The organism is Sodalis glossinidius str. 'morsitans', assembly GCF_000010085.1.
GTDB classification, from domain to species: Bacteria; Pseudomonadota; Gammaproteobacteria; order Enterobacterales; family Enterobacteriaceae; genus Sodalis; species Sodalis glossinidius.
Genome location: NC_007712.1, coordinates 3352265 through 3370845, shown reverse-complemented (window position 1 = coordinate 3370845; position 18581 = coordinate 3352265). Strand labels below are relative to the sequence as shown.

Below are 18581 nucleotides of genomic sequence, written 5' to 3'. Positions count from 1 at the left end.
GTTGTGCTGCTTTTATCAACAACTCATTGAATGGGAATGATAATTTATTTAATTATGATAAATCATCTTTTATCGTTCGCCGTTAGGATTTAACGGCGCGAGAACGTTATGAGTAAACAATGGGTAATCTCTCTGATCGGCGGCGTGATTATCGTCATTCTTGCGGGGTGCCAATCCCGCCCCACCGATCGCGAACAACAGTATAAAGATGGTCAACTTACCCAGCCGCTGGCGCTGGTCAACGCGCCCAATGCCCGCGGTAAGCCGGTTAACGCCGGGGATTATGCCGATCAGGTGATCGAAACCCTATACGCCGCCGCTACCTTGTTTCAGCGTAACCAGACCGATTTCGCCGTTATTCAGCGTTGGGCGCAGGCCGGTGGCGATACGTGCCAATTGAGCCAGTACGGTATCAAGGCCTATCAAATGGAAGGGGCGGATAACTATGGTAATGTGCAGTTCACCGGTTACTACACGCCGGTGGTGCAAGCGCGCTATACGCCCCAGGGCGAGTTCCGCTATCCTTTGTACCGCATGCCACCCCGCGGCAAGAATCGCCGCCTGCCGGATCGCGCCGCCATCTACAGCGGTGCGCTGAGCAGCGGTCTGGCTATCGCCTGGACTAACTCGCTGATGGATAATTTCATGATGTAGGTCCAGGGCAGCGGTTATGTGGATTACGGCGATGGCCGGCCGCTGATGTTTTTTGCCTATGCCGGCAAAAATGGCCATGCCTATCGCAGCATCGGCAAGGTCTTCATCGATCGCGGCGAGGTGGCGCGGGAGTATATGTCGATGCAGGCGATTCGCCATTGGGCCGACACCCATACCGAGGCCGAAGTGCGTGAGTTGCTCGAACAAAATCCGTCATTTGTGTTTTTCAAACCGGTTCCCTTCGCGCCTGTAAAAGGGGCAAGCGCGGTACCGCTGGTAGCGAAAGCGGCCGTGGCCTCCGATCGTTCGTTTATCCCTGCAGGGACCACTATTCTGGCGGAGGTGCCGCTGCTGGACAACAAAGGTGAATTCACGGGAAAATATGAGCTCCTGCTGATGGTGGATCTGGACGTCGGCGGCGCGATTAAAGGCCAGCATTTCGATATGTATCATGGCATTCGTCCGGAAGCGGGGCATTCCGCCGGCTATTACAACCATTACGGTCGCGTCTGGGTGCTGAAAAGCGCAGGGAATAGTGGCCCGCTGTTCACCGCCTACAATGGCGGCAGCGGTCAAGCCGGCGCAGCGGGAACGCCCGCCCGTGGCACGGGCGCAACAGCCACGGGTTTGACGGGGGGAAGCTCTGGCGGTGTAACGGGCGCGACGGGGTCCGGTCTTACCGGTGCCCAGCCCGTCTTGCGGCCGGCGCCCAACACCGTGCAGGTCATCTACGATAATTGACCGGCGGCGGAGGTTTCACCCTTTATCAAGCGGCCTGTGGGCCGCTTTTGTTAACTGAGGCACCATGAACATGAATGATGACCTATCAGACGCCTGGTTGCAGCGCTTTGGCGGCACCGCCCGGCTGTATGGCCGGGATGCGCTGGCGGTCTTCGCTGCCGCCCACGTCTGCGTGATCGGTATAGGCGGGGTAGGTTCCTGGGCGGCGGAAGCGCTGGTCCGTACCGGTATCGGCGCGATAACTCTCATTGATATGGACGACGTGTGCGTCACCAATATCAACCGACAAATCCACGCCCTGCGCGACCGCGTCGGGCAGCCGAAAATCGCGGTAATGGCCGAACGGCTCGCGGCCATTAATCCCGAATGTCGGGTCACCGCTATCGATGATTTCATCACGGCCGACAACGTGGCCCAAAGGCTGAATGGCGGCTTCGATTATGTCATTGACGCTATCGACAGCGTAAGGGCCAAAGCGGCGCTGCTGGCGTATTGCCGGCGCTATAAAATTCCGGTGGTGTGCGTGGGCGCCGCCGGTGGCCAGACCGATCCCACTCGCATTCAGGTGGTGGATCTGGCGAAAACCATTCAGGATCCGCTGGCGGCAAAAGTGCGCGATCGCCTGAAGCAAAAGTTTCAAGTAGTGAAAAATAGCAAGGGCAAGCTGGGCATCGACTGCGTTTTTTCCAGCGAACAGCTGGTTTATCCCCAGCTCGATGGTTCAGTCTGCGCCTCGCCGTCGACGGCGGGGGGAGCCAAACGAATGGACTGCGCATCGGGGTTTGGCGCTGCGACCATGGTGACCGCGACATTTGGATTTGTCGCCGTGGCTCATGCGCTGAAAAAAATGCTGACCAAAGCGCGGCGGCAGCACGCCACACCGCCCTTAGCCTGACCCAATGCGGTCTGGCGTGGCGCTGGCCTGCGGTCGTTTGCTGCGCTAGCTTACAGCGGACAACGGAGAGGGGAGAGCGGACAACGCTCGACGCCCGGTGTTGACGATGGCGCCAGCTTGAGCCTGTGTTTTTTGCCGCCTGGTGGCGTGCCGGCAGGCGTGGCCGCTAGCCGTTGGAGGCGATATGGGTCATCCACGCACCGATGGCCGCCAGACCGTCGGCGCGGCTGGCGCTCAATTCCGCGTCCAAACCCAGCTCGTGCAACAGCGACAGCGGGTCGATCTGGCGCAGCTGTGTCGCGGTCTTGCCCTCGACGGCGGTCAGCACGATAGCTAACAGTCCTTTGACAATGCGGCCGTCGCTGTCGGCATAAAAATGCAGCGTGCCGTCGGGCAGCGGTTGGTGTGCCAGCCACACCTGGCTTTCACAGCCCGTGAGAAGTGTCGCGGGCGTCTTCAGGTGCTCCGGCAGCGGCGGCAGCGCCCGGGCAAGCGTTATCACCTGCCGCAGTCGATCTTCCCACTGCCGGCAGGCGGCAAAGCAGCGGGCCAGTTCCGCGGCGGTAATCTCGGTACCGAACGGGTGTGGGCCTTGCAGGGAAAAAGCCTCTTCTGTCATGCCGTGCTCCGTTACTCGTTGAAAAGAGCCAGGGCGGCGGTCGTCGCATCCACCAGCCGATCCACGTCCGCAAGGGTATTATAGGGGGCGAAAGACGCGCGTACAGTACCGGGGACGCCAAGGGCGGCCATTAGCGGCTGGGCGCAATGCTGGCCGGCGCGCACCGCCACGCCGGATTGTGCCAGCACCTGGGCGATATCCTGCTGATGGATACCGGCGAAAACGAATGACAGCAGCGGCGACCCCGGGCAGCGAAAAGCGCGAAATCCCGCCAGCCGAGAAAGCCGTTGCTGGGCGGCATCCGCCAGCGAGACGCTCCAAGCCTCGGTTGCCGCGAGATCCTGCTGCGCCAGCCAGCCGAGTGCGGCATCCAGACCGATGACGCCGGCAATATTCGGCGTGCCCGCCTCAAAACGGTGCGGCGGCGGTTGAGGAATGACCTCATCGAACGACACCGCACTGAGCATTTTCCCGCCGCCCTGCCAGGGTGGCATCGCCGCCAGCAGATCGGTTTTGCCATACAGGACGCCAATACCGGTCGGACCAAAAAGTTTATGACCGGAGAAGGCGTAAAAGTCGATATCCCACGCCGCGACATCCGGCCTGCCGTGTACCACCCCTTGTGCGCCGTCCACCACAATCACCGCCGATGTCTTCCGTACCCGGGGAATAATTCGCTGTAAATTCGGGCAGCCGCCGGTGACGTTAGACATTTGGCTCAGCGCCACAATTCGCGTGCGGGCGGTCAGCAGTGTGGATAGTTGTCGCTCGTCGGGCAGTAGATCGGGGCCAATGGGCCATTTGATCACCCGGGCGCCGGTCTGTTGCGCCACCATCAGCCAGGGAACCAGATTGGCATGGTGTTCGCTCTGTGCAACCAGTATCTCGTCGCCGGGCTGCAGGCGCGGTCGCGCATAGCTTTGGGCTATCAGATTGAGAGACTCGGTGGTGCCGCGGGTCCAGACAATGTCCTCTGCGCGCGGGGCGCCGAGCCAGCGGGCCACATGGTGACGGGCCAGCTCGTAGCGAGCGGTCAGGGATTGCGCTTGCTGGTAGCTGCTGCGGTGCACATTGCCCTGCGCCAGGCGATAAAAATCGTCGGTTGCCGCCAGCACGGGCTGCGGTTTCAGGGCAGTGGCCGCGCTGTCCAGATAGGTGGTCCCGGCGCTCAGTGCCGGAAAATGGCGGCGAAAAACATTACAGTCAAACTGGGTCACAAAACTCCTCTGGCGGTAACGGCCGACGCCGGTGCGGCGGCTAAATCGCCGAATTACATGTCATTTCTGGCAAAATCGAGAAAGTCGGTTATGCTTATTACTATCGGGTAATGCAAATACCAAGCGAATAATGGATGACTACAGTAGTTTACTCTGCGAGGAATTATCAATGAAGAAAACAGCCGCAGTTCTTACCGCCTGTGCCTTAGCCTTTACGCTGAGCGCCTGCTCAAGCAATTACGTCATGCATACCAATGATGGCCGGACTATTAACCTCTGGCAAGCCGAAAGTGGATGACGATACCGGCATGATTAGCTACAAAGATGCTTCAGGCACCCAACAGCAAATTAACCGCTCCGACGTGAAAGAGATGATGGAAGCGCAATAAAGCCCGGGTAAACCCGTCCCGTGCGGCAGATATAGTTATCGCCGCAACCTGCTCTGGCCGCATGTGCCAGGGACGGGATTAAGCTTGGCCTCAGGCGTTGACGCGATTTTTGGCTGCTAATGCTGCCTGAGTTCATTGCTCCGTTTCCCTACGTTATCTCTCTGCGTTTATTAGGCCGGGCCTACCCCGGTCACAATAAAAGAAGAGGGCAGGGTAGAACAACAGGTTCTCTCGCCGCTCTGCAACCTCATGCCCTTGGTTGCTGAACTCTCAAGCCACCCGCCCCCTGCGGCCACATTTCCCTCGCCGTGGTAAGCTCTCCGTCACCGCCGCCGTTCCCTGCGACAGACAAAAAAAGCACCGCAGGCGCGGTGCTACTTTTCTCTATGGACAGACAGAAAAATATATCCAAAACGGATTTAAGAAAAAGGGGGTCCGCAATGGCGGCCCAATCTGCAAACACAACATCACATCACTCGCCAAAAGCGCTTTGAAATCATTATCTTCCTAAGTTCTTTTCGTTCCGGCTTATGAATGGTAACAACTATAGGTATTTTCTGGCGCATCATAAATGGACAAATTATAATGCCTCGGATAAAAAACTAATAAATGATATGCCTATGTTGGCCCTATCCATGATACCGAGTCCGGAAAAAGCGCCAGCCTATGTCCAAACGACTACCTCCGCTTAATGCCCTGCGGGTGTTCGACGCGGCCGCGCGCCATTTGAGCTTTACCAAAGCGGCGGACGAGCTTTTCGTCACGCAGGCCGCCGTCAGCCATCAAATCAAATCGTTGGAAGACTTTCTCGGCCTGAAACTGTTCCGCCGCCGCAATCGCTCGTTGCTGCTGACCGAGGAAGGAAAAATTTATTATCTTGATATAAAAGAAATTTTCTCGGTATTGGCGGAGGCGACGCGCAAATTGCAATCGCGCAGCGCCAAAGGCGCGCTTACGGTCAGTCTGCTGCCGAGTTTTGCCATTCAGTGGCTGGTGCCGCGCTTGTCGAGCTTTAACGCCGCCTGGCCGGGCATTGATGTCCTCATCCAGGCGGTGGATCGCGAAGAGGATAAGCTGGCAGATGACGTGGACGTAGCCATTTTTTATGGCCGCGGTAATTGGCCTGGATTACGGGTGGAGAAGTTGTATGCCGAATACCTGTTGCCGGTATGTGCGCCGGCTCTGTTTACCGGCGTCTATCCACTGAAAACGCCGGCGGATCTGATTCACCATACCCTATTACATGACGCCTCACGGCGAGAGTGGTTGGCCTACAGCCGGCAATTGGGCCTGAGCCAGCTAAATGTGCAGCAAGGTCCGATTTTCAGCCACAGCGCCATGGTACTGCAGGCGGCGATCCATGGTCAGGGTGTGGCGCTGGCTAATAACGTCATGGCGCAGACGGAAATCGAGGCCGGCCGGCTGGCGTGCCCGTTCAATGACGTGCTGGAAAGCAAAAACGCGTTTTACCTGGTCTGTCATGACAGTCAGTCGGAGGTGGGTAAAATCGCCGCTTTTCGTCAATGGATCCTGGCGCGCGCGGCCAGCGAGCAAGAGACGTTCCGCTTTCGGTATGCCGCGTCGCAGCCCCTGGCGCCGCTGCATGGCACCCTTCATCAATAATTATCGGAATTGTGACACATGCGTAGTCGTGGAATGCTGATTTTCGCCGCTCTGAGTGGATTTTTATTTGTGGCTATCGGCGCCTTTGCCGCCCACAGCCTGCGTTTGTCGTTGGGCGGACTGGAAATGGCATGGTTGAGAACCGGTTTGGAGTATCAGGCGTTTCATACTCTGGCGATTATGGCGCTGGGCGCGGTGATGCTGCGTAATCCCAATCTGTGGTTCTACTGGAGCGGTGTGCTGCTGGCTATCGGCATCGTACTGTTTTCCGGCAGTTTATATTGCCTGGCGCTATCGCACCTGCGCCTGTGGGTTTATATCACGCCCATCGGTGGCGTGTGTTTCCTGACGGGCTGGATATTGCTGCTGATTGGCGCGCTGCGTCTGAAAAAAAAGGCCGAACGCCGTGAATAACGTTATTTTGTATTGCCGCCCCGGCTTTGAGAAAGAGTGCTCTGCTGAGGTTACCGAAAAGGCCGCCGCACGGGAAATTTTTGGTTTCGCGCGTGTTAAGGATAACAGCGGGTACGTGGTGTTTGTCTGTTATCAGCATGAAGAGGCCGACCGGCTGGTGCGCGTTTTGCCGCTGCGCAGCTTGATTTTTGCGCGCCAGATGATATTGGTGGGGGAGTTGCTGCGCGATCTCCCTGCCGAGGATCGCATCACGCAGATAGCCGGTATGCTGACGGGCGCTGTCGCTGGCGCGGGTGAAGTGCGGGTTGAAGTACCCGATACCAATGAAAGCAAAGAGCTGATGAAATTCTGCCGCAAATTAACCGTGCCGCTGCGGGCCGCCTTGCGCGCACAACGGATTCTCAAGGGGGAGGAACACAGGTCGCCGCAGGTTATCCACGTACTGTTCATCGCGCCTGGATGTTGCTATGCGGGCTACTCTTATCGTGATAATCATTCCCCGTTCTATATGGGCATTCCCCGGCTGAGATTTCCGCCCGATGCGCCCAGTCGCTCCATGCTGAAACTGGAGGAAGCTTTCCACGTTTTCATTCCTGCCGATGAGTGGGATGAGCGCCTGGGTAGCGGTATGTATGCGGTAGATCTGGGCGCCTGTCCCGGCGGCTGGACTTACCAGTTGGTCAAACGCAGCATGATGGTGCATGCAGTGGATAATGGCACGATGGATGAGGCGCTGATGGCGACAGGGCAGGTGATCCATCATCGGGCGGACGGTTTCCGTTTCGAGCCGCCGCGCAATAATGTCTACTGGCTGGTGTGTGATATGGTGGAAAAACCCTCCCGCGTGGCGCAGTTGGCCGCGGATTGGCTGGTGAAGGGGTGGTGCCGCGAGGCCATTTTCAACCTGAAGCTGCCGATGAAAAAGCGCTATGAAGAGGTTAGCCAGAACTTGCGCCTGCTCATCGACCATCTTCAGGTGAATGGCGTGCATGGGGAAGTGCACGCCAAGCAACTCTACCATGACCGGGAGGAGGTCACGGTGCACGCCCGCCGGTTCTGGAGCGCGGTGCCGGGACGGCGCGATGAACGCTGACGGCGCGTCGCGGGTCTGAATTTGCGCACGGTCGCACGCCAGACAATGTGCCGGTTACCTTTGGATCGGGGCATTCTCTGCGCAACGCCGCGCGCCTGCCGGAATGGGGAGCATGCCACGGTACGGGTACCGCCGGGGTCGCGTTAGGGCAGGTGGGCGATTACCGTCGGATCACGCCACGGCCGGCGGAGGGCACAAAGTTACCGGCGCGACGCTAACCTGACCGGTAACCTCCCACACCGGTGCCGTGGCGATGTGCGGTTTCAGCAGCTCAGGCCGAAGCCGCGCGGGTAGCGGATATCGGTTGCTGCTCCCTGCGAATCGACATTATAGATATTCACCGGCAGCTTACCGCTCGGTTGCAATTCCCCCACCAACGCCCGTGCGGCGGCAAACAGCGATTCGCCGCGGCGTACGCCGTTATCCAGACCGTAATAGGAATAGGTTGCCAGCACAGCGTCGGTCTTGCCATCGAAGTGAATAATGTCGTAGGGCGAACGCATCAGCAGCAGCACGATTTTCTTCTGCTGACGGTGGGCATAATCGATGATGGCGTCAATCGACGCTGTGTCGCTGGCAGCGGCCACACCGCCGGCTTGGCCGTTGTTCTCCACCGGGCTGACGCCGACCGCCTGGCTACCGACGATAACGATATCGCAGCGATCAATTTCCCGTTGCTGTGTCTGCCAGGCGATGTCAGCGAGCTTATGGCTGTTGACGTCGTGAAAGCCCTTTTGGGTCAACACCTGCCGTACGGCATGACCCTGTTCGCCCCAGGGTGTGAAAATGACGATCTTACTGCTGATGTCCCGCAGGGGCAGCAATTGATGGTTTTGCAATAGCGTGATCGATTGTTCGGCAACAGCGCTTTCCACTTCTTTCGCCAAACGCTGTTCGGTTTCGCCGATTGTGACAGAGGGTGCCTGGCCTGCCAGGATGTTTTTGGCCCGTTTGAGCGACAGGATCCGTGCAACCGAGGCATCGATCTCTTCGCCGTTAATCTCGCCATGTTCAACCTGCGTGGCCACATAGTCGATTAGCTCGCGTAGTTTTTCTTCTTCTTCTGGCGCCTGTATGCTGACCGGCATCAGAGCGATATCGATACCGGCGTTGAACACCCGCTTCACCACGTCGCGCGGGTCGAAGTTGGCGCTGATGGCCTTCATATCCAAGGCATCGGTAATGGTCACGCCGCGGTAGCCTAACTCCTGTCGCAGCAGGTCGTGCTGGATCCTGCGCGACAGGGTGGCGGGAACAACAATGTCTTCGCCGTCGAGCCGGGTGATTCGGCTGTCGTCGAGGGCCGGGTATTGAATGTGGGCGGTCATGATCATGTCCGGCGCCTCATTTTCGGCGATAGCGGCGCGGTAGGGCGCCAGGTCGATGGCGTAGGCCTCCTCCCGGTTGCGGTCTACTCTCGGCAAGTCCATGTGGGAGTCGGTATGCGTATCGCCATGGCCAGGGAAGTGCTTGTAGCAAGTGACTATCTGCGCACTACCTTTCACCAGTTCCCGGGCCAATTTATCGACCCGGGCAGGGGAATCGCTGAACGCGCGAACGTTGATCACCGGATTGGCCTGATTGCTGTTGACGTCCACCACCGGCGCAAAGTTGACGTTGATGCCCAGGCTGCGCAGTTCCTGCGCCATGATCTTGCCCTGCAGGTAGGGGAGTACGCTTTCGCTGTGGCCCTGGTCCAGCGCCCCGAGCGGCATATTGCCCGCAAAAGCGGTGTACTCTCCGCGCGGCAGACGAAAGACGTTGCCGCCTTCGTTATCGATAGCAATCATCAAACCGATGCCGTGAGTCTGGGGCACGGCGGCTAATTGGGCCGTCAGGCGACGGATCTGATCGGTTTTTTTCAGGTTGTTGGCAAACAGAATGACACCGCCGATGTGGTACGTATGCAAAATGTGTTCGATGTTTGCGTTGAGCGCCACGGTGTCCTGTGCCGCGCCGCTGGCGCTATCCCGGCCCCAATAGCGGAAATCGAGCATGATTTTCTGACCAATTTTTTCTCTAAGCGTCATGTTGGTCAAAACGGACTGGCTGTTGTCGGCGGACGTCAGCGCCTGGCTGAGCGCGCTGGTGCGATGCTGACTCGTCGGCGCAGCGGCGGCGGTGACACCGTTGACATGTGAAGGGGGGATGGTGTTCATCATGTGCTCTCTCGATGGGTGTAAACAGGGGGCGGTCATCTTTCCCGTCGCGGACACGCGGCGGGATCCGTGTTTATCAGATGTCTATCCTTACAGGCTCGGTGCGTACTGCACACCTGTACTGCGACACTATCATGCCTGCCGTGGACAAGACAGTAAATTGCCGCGTGGTGGCCGGGGGAGCAATAGGAGATTAGCCGTCCGTTTCCACCGGACAGACCCAAGCGGCCTCGTGCAAGTGCGATGCGTTATCCAGTTTCACTGGCCTGTGCTGGCCGGAGGTCGATGGTTGTGGCAGAGTCTGTCCAAGTTTACGGCACAGTGCCGCGAGGACCGATTTGCGTTTACGGACCCACCGCTAGCGTCTAGGTTGTCGGTAGGCAGGCGGTAGGATGCAGGTGCCGCCGTGTGCCAAGCGCGTACCGCCGTCGGCGCCGCACGGAACAGGTAGAGTGACATATGGCGCCTGCCGGGTTCGCGAGCGGAATGCCGATGGCAGGGGCGCTGTCGGGCGTCTTCATGCCGCCGCTGTGTCTGCTGCTTGGGTTAACGATGGGGCTGGCGCTGCATGTGGCGCTGTTACACCTCCTTGCTAACTTTCCCTTAGTGAGCAGCCCTCACCGGCGCAACCGTGGGCGCTGTGCGCTGGTGTACTGTTTCTGCTGGCCGCTGTCACTTTGCGGCTACCGGATATTATCACCCAACCGCTATTGTGGCTGGGGCTGTTATTTAATCTCGGCGCCACGTTTGTAACCCTGTCGGATGCGGTATGGGGCGCGGTGGCCGGTTATCTGACGCTGTGGTGCATCAACGGCGTTTACCGGCTGGCGCGCCGCTGATGCTGCTGTTTTGCCGCCAGGGTTAACGTAATCGCAACTGCTGTAAATTGCCCTGTAGCGTCACGGCGGTATCGAGCGTAACAATCCGACGACAGAGAAACGCCAGGTCACGGTCGTGTTCCAGCCTGTGCCGCCATTTCTCCGGCAATTGCGCCAGCCGCTGATAGAGGGCTTCCAGCGTGCCCGCCTCGCTGATAAGCTGCGCGGCGCTTTTGGGACCGATGCCGGCGACGCCTGGGATTTTGCTGCTGCTCACGCCTGCCAGCCCCCAAAAGTCGGTCAATTGTTGCGGCTGGACGCCAAAATGGCGCATTACGAAAGGCATATCCAGCCAGCGTTTTTGGAAGTAATCACGGATTTGTATCGAGGGAGAAAGCAACTGGCAATAGCCTTTATCGGTAGAGACTAACGTCACCCGATGCCCACCCGCTGCCACCTTGATCGCCAGCGTGGCGGCAATATCGTCCGCCTCAAAGCCGCTGGCGTGCCAGCAAGTGACGGACTGACGATTGAATTCGGCGCGGATGGCCGGCATTAGCGCCTGCAGGTCTTCCGGTATCGGCGCACGGCCGCTTTTGTATTGCGGTAACTGCTGATGGCGCCAGCTTTCATGGCGCTCATCGTCGTCAAACACCGCCACCGCGTGGCTTGGGGTACAATGGAGAATGAGCTGGCTCAAGGCGTGTCCGCAGGCGGCCAAACAGGAAGCGCCCTGCACGGCATGGATGCGGCGGATGAGATTCAGCGCGTCAACGATTAACAAATGTACCGACATGGAGTGCCATTCTGATTATCCATTGGGCGGTGCGAGCGGTCCCGCACGCGGTGTAAGACGCTGATGCCGGTGTCCTGCCGGCATCGGTTGCGTTAAATATGAATTTCGTAGCACGGAAGGTAGGCGCTGCCGGGCAACTTCATCCGGTGCTGAGCGACAAAGCCCTGTAGCAGTGTATCCATATGCTGCATAATTTCCGCATCCCCATTCAGTTGATACGGCCCATATTGCTCGATAGCATGAATGCCGTACTCTTTGACGTTGCCTGTGACGATACCGGAAAACGCCCGCCGCAGCGCGGCCGCCAGGCGTTCCGCCGGCTGTTCGCGATGCAAATTCATATTGGCCATGTTTTCATGGCTGGGCTCGAAGGGATGCTGTAAATCATGGGCGATGCGCAGCGACCAGTTAAAGCTGTATGCGTCACCGCTGTGGCGGCGGTTTTCCTGCACTTCCGGCATCGCTTTTTTCATCCGCCGGGCCACTTCCGCGGCATCGTCGATGATGATGGAATAATAGCGGCGTGCCTGGGCGCCAAGGGTGCTGACGATGAATTCGTCAAGAACGCGGAAATAGTCGGCGCTCTCCTCGGGTCCGGTAAGCACCAGCGGCAGCACCTGATCGGTGTTTTCCGGATCCATCATAATACCCAGCAAGTACAGGAACTCTTCCGCGGTACCGACGCCGCCGGGAAAAATGATAATGCCGTGCCCGATACGCACAAAGGCCTCAAGGCGTTTTTCGATATCCGGCATGATAATCAACTCGTTGACCAGACCGTTAGGCGGTTCGGCGGCGATAATCGACGGCTCGGTCATGCCGATAAAACGCCCCTCTTTGTAGTGCTGCTGGGCATGGCCTACCGCCGCGCCTTTCATGGGCGCTTCCATTGCACCTGGCCCACAGCCGGTGCAGATGTTAAGTTCGCGCAGGCCCAGCTGATTACCGACGGCGCGCGCATAGAGATATTCGTTTTCGTTGATGGAGTGCCCGCCCCAGCAGACTATCATATTCGGCGCCTCGCCCACGTGGAGTGCGCGGGCGTTACGCAGGATAGAGAACACCAGATTGGTAATGTGGGAGGCGTTGGCCAGATTGAGATGCTGATGTCGGCCGGCGCTGACAATTTGGCCGTTAACGAACAGGATGTCCCGCAACACGGCAAACAGGTTGGTCTGTAACGAACGGATGATGCGGCCATCGACAAAGGCTTCCTCCGGCGGGTTCACCAGCTCCAGCTTCACGCCGCGCTCGCGGCGCAGGACGTTGATATCGAAATCCTGAAAGCGCTCCAGCAGCTCTTTACTGCTGTCGGTCTGGATCCCGGAATTGAGCACCGCCAGTGAACAGTTGCGGAAAAGACGATAGAGATCGCTGCTGGTGGTGTGCTTGAGCATATCCACTTCGAGTTGTGACAATAAATCCATGGAGCCCAGCGGGCTGATATGCGTAATCAAAATAGCTCCTTGTCATGCCTGTGCATACAAAAAAGAATCATCCCCTAGCGCGCAGAGCCCAATGCCTACTGCCTAGTTCCTGGTACTCAGAGCCTAATGCACAGCACCCAGTGCCCTGAGACTAGTGCACAGTACCAGGCGCCATAGCGCCCGGGTACGTCGATATGCCCTATCGCCTCACGGCCCGGTAAACCCGCTGCCGCTAACTCTAAGGCCGACGGCAAGGTTTTACCACCCCTGCAACCGGGCGCGGGTCGATAGTTGCGGGCTGCCATGCATTATTGTCGTGCAAGACGTCCAGTTGCCGGCGAGAAGTGGGTGTTGCTGCGCCAGGGATTGATATCCAGTCCGCCACGGCGGGTATAGCGGGCATAGACCGTCAGGGTTTCGGGACGGCAAAACTGCATCACATCGCAGAAAATGCGTTCTACGCACTGTTCGTGAAATTCATTATGTTGGCGGAAGGAGACCAAGTAGCGCAGTAGCGCCTCGCGGTCGATACGCGCGCCCCGATAGCGGATTTGTACCGAACCCCAATCCGGTTGATGGGTGATGAGACAATTGGATTTTAGCAAATGGCTCACTAACGTTTCACTGACCACCGACCCGCCCGCTGCGCCCTCCAGGTAGCGGTTAGTGAAGGTATAATCATCGATGTGGATAGGTTGATCGTCGATGCATTCGCCGTCAAAATCTAGCAATGGACTACTGGTGAAATCGGAGAGCGCGCGCAGAACAACCTGCACCTCGCCGTCGGCGCAGCGGGACAAATCCTCGGCGAGGCGGACGCGCACCGCTTCACGCGAGGGGAAGCTGGTCTGATTTAAACTGTTCAAGTACAGTTTAAAGCTTTTGGACTCAATCAGATTGGTGCTGGTAGCGTTCAGGGCGATTTCGCCAATTGCCACCTGGGGTATACCCGCGTCGTTGAGCCAGGAGAGTTCGTACAAGGTCCAGATATCGGCGCCATGAAAGGGCAGCGCCGTCGCCTGCAGCCCCAACAGATCGCGATTAAGGGCGCGCGGTACCGCCTGGAGCAGCGAGGGATCATAGCGCTCCCGGTACGGGGTCGGTTTTCCCAGTGTCAACGATTGCAAAGCGTGATGTTGGTCATAATTCGTCATGGTGTTTACCTTGGAGCCTTACTGTTACACTAGGCGTAGTGTAACGCACGGAGCTGTAAAATGAGAGAAAATAGGAACCCGGCCACTGTCCTGGCGCTGGCGGAGTTTACCCGGCGCTATGTCGGATACTGGCAACAAACAACCGGCGGTTTACCCGTTAGCCAAGCGCTGCCGGCATGCCGTCCCCTTGCGTCGCCGGCGGTGACGGCGACGCGATATACTGGCAACATCGCCCGGCGGCGCCGGACCAGACGCTGGCGGGCGTTGAACGGGCGCTGTCCTTGCGTCTGCAGCCTTCGGCGCAGGCCTATTACTGTAGTCAATAGGCGATATGCCGGCCGCGTTTGAGGGCGAGCCGCTGGAGCTGGTGCAGGTCTGGAGCGAGCCGGATTTTTTGCGGGTGCAGGAGAATCTGATAGGCCATCTGCTGATGCAAAAGCGGCTGCGGCAGACACCGACGCTTTTTATTGGCACCACCGCGTCAGAGCTGACTATAATTTCGTTATGCAACCTCACAGGCCATATTCTGCGTGAGCAGGTGGGCGGCAAACAGCGTGAGGTGCTGACGGCCGATCTGGCAACCTTCCTTAATCGCCTCACGCCGCGACTGTCGGCTTAAAATTGGCCCTTTTTTTATGCAAATTATTGTAAGAGACATCCTACATATCATGTAGGAAATAACTGTGTTTCAAAAGATTAAATTTAACAAAAAAATTAATTATTCCAGTAAGATCAAAGTAATATAACGACTCATTAACATTTTACCTTTTCTCGCGCTTTATCAATACCTCTCACTACTCTTGTTTATAGAGATAGTTTAAGCGATCTTATCAATCAAACTCAGTAAGCAAGGAACGCCCACTGAACCAGGATTGTGCCGCACGGACAGCGCAGGGAAGGGTTAGTGCAGCAACGGCCTCAGGAAGAAGCCCGCAAATTTCAGGATGATACTCAGGACACCTCCAGGATGGAGAATGTGAGCTGGTAACGGAACGCCAGCGAAGCAGGGACTGCTGCAGGACATACGTTTGATAACGTAGGCGTGGCGCAAGGATGGGTTTTGCCAACATGGATTGTTGCAATGTTATCTTGTATAACAAGTGTTATGGAGGTAGGCAGGGAGCATAAACGTAGCGGGATTGCTATAAAACGAACCGGGGGTACTGTGTAAACAGTACCCCCTTTTCTTTGACGCCATTTCCGGTGGAAAAAGGGTAAAATGGGGCCGTCATGGCGCCGACACGTGCGCAAGCAGAGCGCCGCAGCAGGGAATTGCTGGGGTGAATAACGCGGCCGTTTTTTTTCCAAAGAAATTATCACTCTTGACAATAAAACCGTTTACGTGCTATCAACGAGTTCTCTTATCTTGCGCGTTTTGCGACCATAATTAGCACTGGCACCGCGGTAATGCTATTCTTTGCGGCTTTCCATCGGTGGGTCCGGCGGAAGAGGAGGATCAGATGACGTTACATCAACAGGTTCGTCAGCGGTTGTTCGACATCGAGCAGGCCATGCACGACGCCGAAATATGGCAGCCGCAGCCTCCGGTGCGCGCGGCCTTCGACAGCGTGGAGCCGTTCTGCATCGACACCATGGAAGCACAGCAGTGGTTGCAATGGGTTTTGCTGCAGCGCATGCATGCTCTCCTGGATCGCGACGCGCCATTGCCAGAACGTTTCGCCCTGACGCCGTATTTTGAAGAGGCACTGCCCGAGGCCTTCGCATTGTTGACGCAATTACGCCAGCTTGATTGTTTGCTGGGCGGTGATGCGCATGATTGAGATATGTTACCAGGATCAGTACCTGGTGGCGGTCAATAAACCGGCCGGCTGGCTGGTCCACCGCAGTTGGCTGGATCGCAAGGAAAAAGTGGTGGTGATGCAGACGGTGCGCGACATGTTGGGGCAGCACGTGTTTACCGTGCACCGGCTGGATCGCCCGACGTCCTGCTAATGGCGCTTTCCGCCGAGGTCTCCCACAGGCTGGCGCAGCAATTTGAGGGCCATCAGTCAGGTGAACAAACAGTATTTGGCGGTCACCTGCAGCTATCTGGATGGTGAAGGGATGATCGACTATGCGTAACGGCCGAGCTGGATAAAATCGCCGACAAATTTGCCAACCCCAATAAAGAGCCGCAGCCGGCTCAAAGCCATTATCAGGCGCTGGGGCGCGTAGAAATGCCGGTCGCCGTTGGCCGATATCCGACCAGCCGCTATAGTCTGTGTCCCTCTCTCCTCAGACCGGCCGTAAGCATCAGCTGCGTCGCCATATGGCGTATTTACTCCATCCGATTATCGGTGACACCACCCATGGCGATCTGCGCCACAACCGCGGCTTCGCCGCCGCCTTTTGCTGCGGCCGGCTGATGCTGCACGCCTGCCGCTGGCGCATCCGGTCACCGGCGAGCCGCTGGTCATTGATGCCCGCTGGGACGACAGTTGGCAGCAATTGATGGAACGATTCAGTTGGCGCGGCCTTCTCCCTGCATATGAAAGGGTTGAGTTTGGCGGGCCTTCGGGTCAGGATAAGGCCCTTGATTACACGACGTAGGTTTGGGGAGTCGAGCGCTATGGCGCAGATAAGTATTTTTGTCGGTACGGTATATGGTAACGCGTTGTTGACCGCTGAAGAAGTGGAGTCGGTTCTGACAGAGCAGGGCCATCAGGTGACGCTGTTTGAGGATGGCGGCTTTGAGCAGTGGCAGGCGTATGCCGAACGGGTGATCCTCATTATTACTTCCACCACCGGACAGGGGGGATTGCCGGATAATATCGTACCGCTATTCCAGCAGGTGAAGGATAAGCTGGGGCATCAGCCGGCGCTGCGCTATGGCGTTATTGCGCTGGGCGACAGCAGTTATGATACCTTTTGCGGCGCAGGGCACGCCTTTGACGCGCTACTACAGGAGCAGGGGGTCACGCGGGTGGGCGATCTGCTGGAGATCGATGCCGTGGAGCATCCCGAGCCGGAAACGCTGGCCTGTCGCTGGGCGGCGGAGTGGGGCGCATTGTTATAAGCGCTCACGCCGGGGCGGGGCTGTGCTATGCCGGTATGCATCGTGCTGTGGCGAGAGGGCAGCGCGGCAGTAGGCGTTGTTACGGCGGGAGGGCGTCGGGCATCGGTGCTGTGTCGAATGCCGAGGCTTGGTACCGGCGCCGGCTGCGTCCTCTCTGGTCCCTGACGCGCGCCAGTGCCGTCGTGCGGCTATATTATTTCTGCCGGGTCAATTTTTCCAGATCGGCCTCGATCTCGGCAATTTTATTGGACACCACGCTTTCCAGGTGACGCAAATCATCCAAAATCTTGTTCTTCAAATCCACTTCGGTCTGATCGCGCAAACAAATTTGATCCAGCTCATCGATCACATAGCGCAGATTGGGGCTGATTCCATTGATTTCACGATAGCCTTCCGCCGCGTTGTACGACACCACGGTTTTACGCTGCCGGGGATATTTAAATTTGACGCTTTTGGCGAAAAGTTCCCCTTTGTCGCGGCGGAAATAAATTTTGAGGATGTCGTTATTGGCTTCCTGGCGCAGGCTGTAGCGGTCGATATCGTCCGGATGATTAACGCCAAGGCTTTTCAGATTATCGTACATGGTCGTCCCCTAGTGATGTGCGGTATGGGTAAAATTATGACGCCTGGCGGCGTCATAAGCTGTGACTTACGGCCGGATTTACCGCCGTACTGACCGGGCGCGAACGCTGCCGCCGTGGATAATATTAGTCGATAGTGCGTAATAACTCATTGATACCCACCTTGCCGCGGGTTTTGGCGTCGACCTTTTTCACTATTACCGCGCAATAAAGGCTATAACGCCCGTCTTTGGAGGGTAAATTGCCAGATACGACCACCGACCCGGCCGGTACGCGGCCATAATGCACTTCGCCGGTCTCGCGATCGTAGATCTTGGTACTCTGGCCGATGAACACGCCCATGGAGATGACCGAACCTTCCTCCACGATAACCCCTTCAACCATTTCGGAGCGGGCGCCGATAAAACAGTTATCCTCGATAATGGTCGGGTTGGCCTGTAGCGGCTCCAACACGCCGCCGATGCCCGCGCCGCCGGACAGGTGGACGTTTTTGCCAATCTGCGCGCAGGAGCCGACGGTGGCCCAGGTATCCACCATGGTGCTTTCATCCACATAGGCGCCGATATTGACATAGGAGGGCATCAACACCGTGTTGCGGGCAATGTAGGCGCCCTGACGCACGCTGGCCGGGGGCACGACGCGGAAGCCTTCGCGCTGGAAGCGCTCGCTGTCCCAGCCTGCAAACTTCATTGGCACTTTATCGAAAAAGCGCGTTTCGCCGCCCTCGATCAGCTGATTGTCGGCGATGCGAAATGAGAGCAGTACCGCTTTTTTCAGCCACTGATGGGTGACCCATTCGCCGTTGATTTTTTCCGCGACGCGCAGCGTGCCGCTGTCGAGAGCGGCGATGACCTGATTCACCGCGTCGCGGGTGGTGGCGTCGACGTTAGCCGGCGTAATCGCGGCGCGTTGCTCAAAGGCGGTTTCAATATTCTGCTGTAATGACTGCATCCTGACCTGTCCTGTCTATGGCTTAATGGGAGTT

At 57.6% G+C, this 18581-nt stretch carries 15 protein-coding genes and 4 pseudogenes; 11 read left to right on the top strand and 8 right to left on the bottom strand.

Annotated features, from left to right (window positions below):
- Window positions 1-108 precede the first annotated feature (108 nt).
- Together mltA and tcdA are read left to right on the top strand one after the other, a co-directional pair.
- A pseudogene (mltA, locus tag SGP1_RS17945) lies at window positions 109-1224 on the top strand (murein transglycosylase A); the annotation flags it as partial.
- A 241-nt stretch (window positions 1225-1465) separates the two neighbouring features.
- Complete coding sequence (gene tcdA, locus SGP1_RS17940) at window positions 1466-2290, top strand: tRNA cyclic N6-threonylcarbamoyladenosine(37) synthase TcdA (RefSeq protein ID WP_011411690.1); 825 nt, start codon at window positions 1466-1468, stop codon at window positions 2288-2290.
- Between the two features lie 166 nt (window positions 2291-2456).
- Here the strand turns inward: tcdA and csdE are convergent, their stop codons facing one another.
- Both csdE and csdA read right to left on the bottom strand, forming a co-directional pair.
- Window positions 2457-2909, bottom strand: coding sequence for a cysteine desulfurase sulfur acceptor subunit CsdE (csdE, locus tag SGP1_RS17935; protein ID WP_011411689.1), 453 nt, complete (start codon window positions 2907-2909; stop codon window positions 2457-2459).
- Window positions 2910-2920: 11 nt separating this feature from the next.
- Window positions 2921-4126: a cysteine desulfurase CsdA gene (csdA, locus tag SGP1_RS17930; protein WP_011411688.1), complete on the bottom strand. Its 1206-nt coding sequence runs from the start codon at window positions 4124-4126 to the stop codon at window positions 2921-2923.
- Window positions 4127-4295: 169 nt separating this feature from the next.
- On the opposite strand from csdA, the pseudogene SGP1_RS17925 reads away from it, so the two are divergent.
- From SGP1_RS17925 to rlmM, 4 genes and pseudogenes are all read left to right on the top strand, one after another.
- Window positions 4296-4515: pseudogene (locus SGP1_RS17925) on the top strand (YgdI/YgdR family lipoprotein).
- 666 nt (window positions 4516-5181) lie between these two features.
- Complete coding sequence (locus tag SGP1_RS17915; protein WP_011411687.1) at window positions 5182-6138, top strand: transcriptional regulator GcvA; 957 nt, start codon at window positions 5182-5184, stop codon at window positions 6136-6138.
- A gap of 18 nt (window positions 6139-6156) precedes the next feature.
- The gene (locus SGP1_RS17910) at window positions 6157-6552 is read left to right on the top strand and encodes a DUF423 domain-containing protein (protein WP_011411686.1); all 396 of its coding nucleotides are present in this window, start codon (window positions 6157-6159) and stop codon (window positions 6550-6552) included.
- Complete coding sequence (rlmM, locus tag SGP1_RS17905; protein WP_011411685.1) at window positions 6545-7645, top strand: 23S rRNA (cytidine(2498)-2'-O)-methyltransferase RlmM; 1101 nt, start codon at window positions 6545-6547, stop codon at window positions 7643-7645. Before SGP1_RS17910 ends, rlmM begins: the two co-directional genes overlap by 8 nt.
- A 263-nt stretch (window positions 7646-7908) precedes the next feature.
- Here rlmM and SGP1_RS17900 read toward each other — a convergent pair whose 3' ends face one another.
- A complete protein-coding gene (locus SGP1_RS17900; RefSeq protein ID WP_050747800.1) occupies window positions 7909-9807 on the bottom strand; it encodes a glycoside hydrolase family 3 protein in 1899 nt (632 codons plus the stop codon).
- Window positions 9808-10481: 674 nt separating this feature from the next.
- On the opposite strand from SGP1_RS17900, the gene SGP1_RS34285 reads away from it, so the two are divergent.
- A complete protein-coding gene (locus tag SGP1_RS34285; RefSeq protein WP_279379408.1) occupies window positions 10482-10643 on the top strand; it encodes a prepilin peptidase in 162 nt (53 codons plus the stop codon).
- 22 nt (window positions 10644-10665) lie between these two features.
- On the opposite strand, the gene xni is transcribed toward SGP1_RS34285, so the two are convergent.
- From xni to queF, 3 genes are all read right to left on the bottom strand, one after another.
- Entirely contained in the window at window positions 10666-11418 is a 753-nt protein-coding gene (gene xni, locus SGP1_RS17895; protein WP_011411683.1) for a flap endonuclease Xni, read from the bottom strand.
- Between the two features lie 92 nt (window positions 11419-11510).
- Complete coding sequence (gene ppnN, locus SGP1_RS17890; RefSeq protein WP_011411682.1) at window positions 11511-12875, bottom strand: nucleotide 5'-monophosphate nucleosidase PpnN; 1365 nt, start codon at window positions 12873-12875, stop codon at window positions 11511-11513.
- 278 nt (window positions 12876-13153) lie between these two features.
- A complete protein-coding gene (queF, locus tag SGP1_RS17885; RefSeq protein ID WP_011411681.1) occupies window positions 13154-13999 on the bottom strand; it encodes an NADPH-dependent 7-cyano-7-deazaguanine reductase QueF in 846 nt (281 codons plus the stop codon).
- Between the two features lie 60 nt (window positions 14000-14059).
- On the opposite strand from queF, the pseudogene syd reads away from it, so the two are divergent.
- From syd to SGP1_RS17865, 4 genes and pseudogenes are all read left to right on the top strand, one after another.
- Window positions 14060-14618, top strand: a pseudogene (gene syd / locus SGP1_RS17880) (SecY-interacting protein).
- Window positions 14619-15459: 841 nt separating this feature from the next.
- Window positions 15460-15780, top strand: a complete 321-nt coding sequence (locus SGP1_RS17875; RefSeq protein ID WP_011411680.1) for a YqcC family protein — start codon at window positions 15460-15462, stop codon at window positions 15778-15780.
- Window positions 15773-16549: pseudogene (gene truC / locus SGP1_RS17870) on the top strand (tRNA pseudouridine(65) synthase TruC). The gene SGP1_RS17875 and the pseudogene truC overlap by 8 nt, the downstream one beginning before the upstream one ends.
- A gap of 19 nt (window positions 16550-16568) precedes the next feature.
- Entirely contained in the window at window positions 16569-17015 is a 447-nt protein-coding gene (locus tag SGP1_RS17865; protein ID WP_011411679.1) for a flavodoxin, read from the top strand.
- Between the two features lie 193 nt (window positions 17016-17208).
- Here SGP1_RS17865 and SGP1_RS17860 read toward each other — a convergent pair whose 3' ends face one another.
- Together SGP1_RS17860 and dapD are read right to left on the bottom strand one after the other, a co-directional pair.
- Window positions 17209-17598 carry a DUF3461 family protein gene (locus tag SGP1_RS17860; protein WP_011411678.1) on the bottom strand — a complete coding sequence of 130 codons (390 nt, stop codon included), beginning with the start codon at window positions 17596-17598 and terminating at the stop codon, window positions 17209-17211.
- 124 nt (window positions 17599-17722) lie between these two features.
- Window positions 17723-18547, bottom strand: a complete 825-nt coding sequence (dapD, locus tag SGP1_RS17855) for a 2,3,4,5-tetrahydropyridine-2,6-dicarboxylate N-succinyltransferase (protein ID WP_011411677.1) — start codon at window positions 18545-18547, stop codon at window positions 17723-17725.
- Window positions 18548-18581: the final 34 nt, after the last annotated feature.

What these genes read in the sequence shown, in the direction of transcription:
- SGP1_RS17865 (WP_011411679.1), top strand. Translation starts at nt 16,569, where the DNA reads ATGGCGCAGATAAGTATTTTTGTCGGTACGGTATATGGTAACGCGTTG.
- SGP1_RS17915 (WP_011411687.1), top strand. Translation starts at nt 5,182, where the DNA reads ATGTCCAAACGACTACCTCCGCTTAATGCCCTGCGGGTGTTCGACGCG.
- SGP1_RS17860 (WP_011411678.1), bottom strand. Translation starts at nt 17,598, where the DNA reads ATGTACGATAATCTGAAAAGCCTTGGCGTTAATCATCCGGACGATATC.
- dapD (WP_011411677.1), bottom strand. Translation starts at nt 18,547, where the DNA reads ATGCAGTCATTACAGCAGAATATTGAAACCGCCTTTGAGCAACGCGCC.
- SGP1_RS17900 (WP_050747800.1), bottom strand. Translation starts at nt 9,807, where the DNA reads ATGATGAACACCATCCCCCCTTCACATGTCAACGGTGTCACCGCCGCC.
- tcdA (WP_011411690.1), top strand. Translation starts at nt 1,466, where the DNA reads ATGAATGATGACCTATCAGACGCCTGGTTGCAGCGCTTTGGCGGCACC.
- queF (WP_011411681.1), bottom strand. Translation starts at nt 13,999, where the DNA reads ATGACGAATTATGACCAACATCACGCTTTGCAATCGTTGACACTGGGA.
- SGP1_RS17910 (WP_011411686.1), top strand. Translation starts at nt 6,157, where the DNA reads ATGCGTAGTCGTGGAATGCTGATTTTCGCCGCTCTGAGTGGATTTTTA.
- SGP1_RS17875 (WP_011411680.1), top strand. Translation starts at nt 15,460, where the DNA reads ATGACGTTACATCAACAGGTTCGTCAGCGGTTGTTCGACATCGAGCAG.
- xni (WP_011411683.1), bottom strand. Translation starts at nt 11,418, where the DNA reads ATGTCGGTACATTTGTTAATCGTTGACGCGCTGAATCTCATCCGCCGC.
- csdE (WP_011411689.1), bottom strand. Translation starts at nt 2,909, where the DNA reads ATGACAGAAGAGGCTTTTTCCCTGCAAGGCCCACACCCGTTCGGTACC.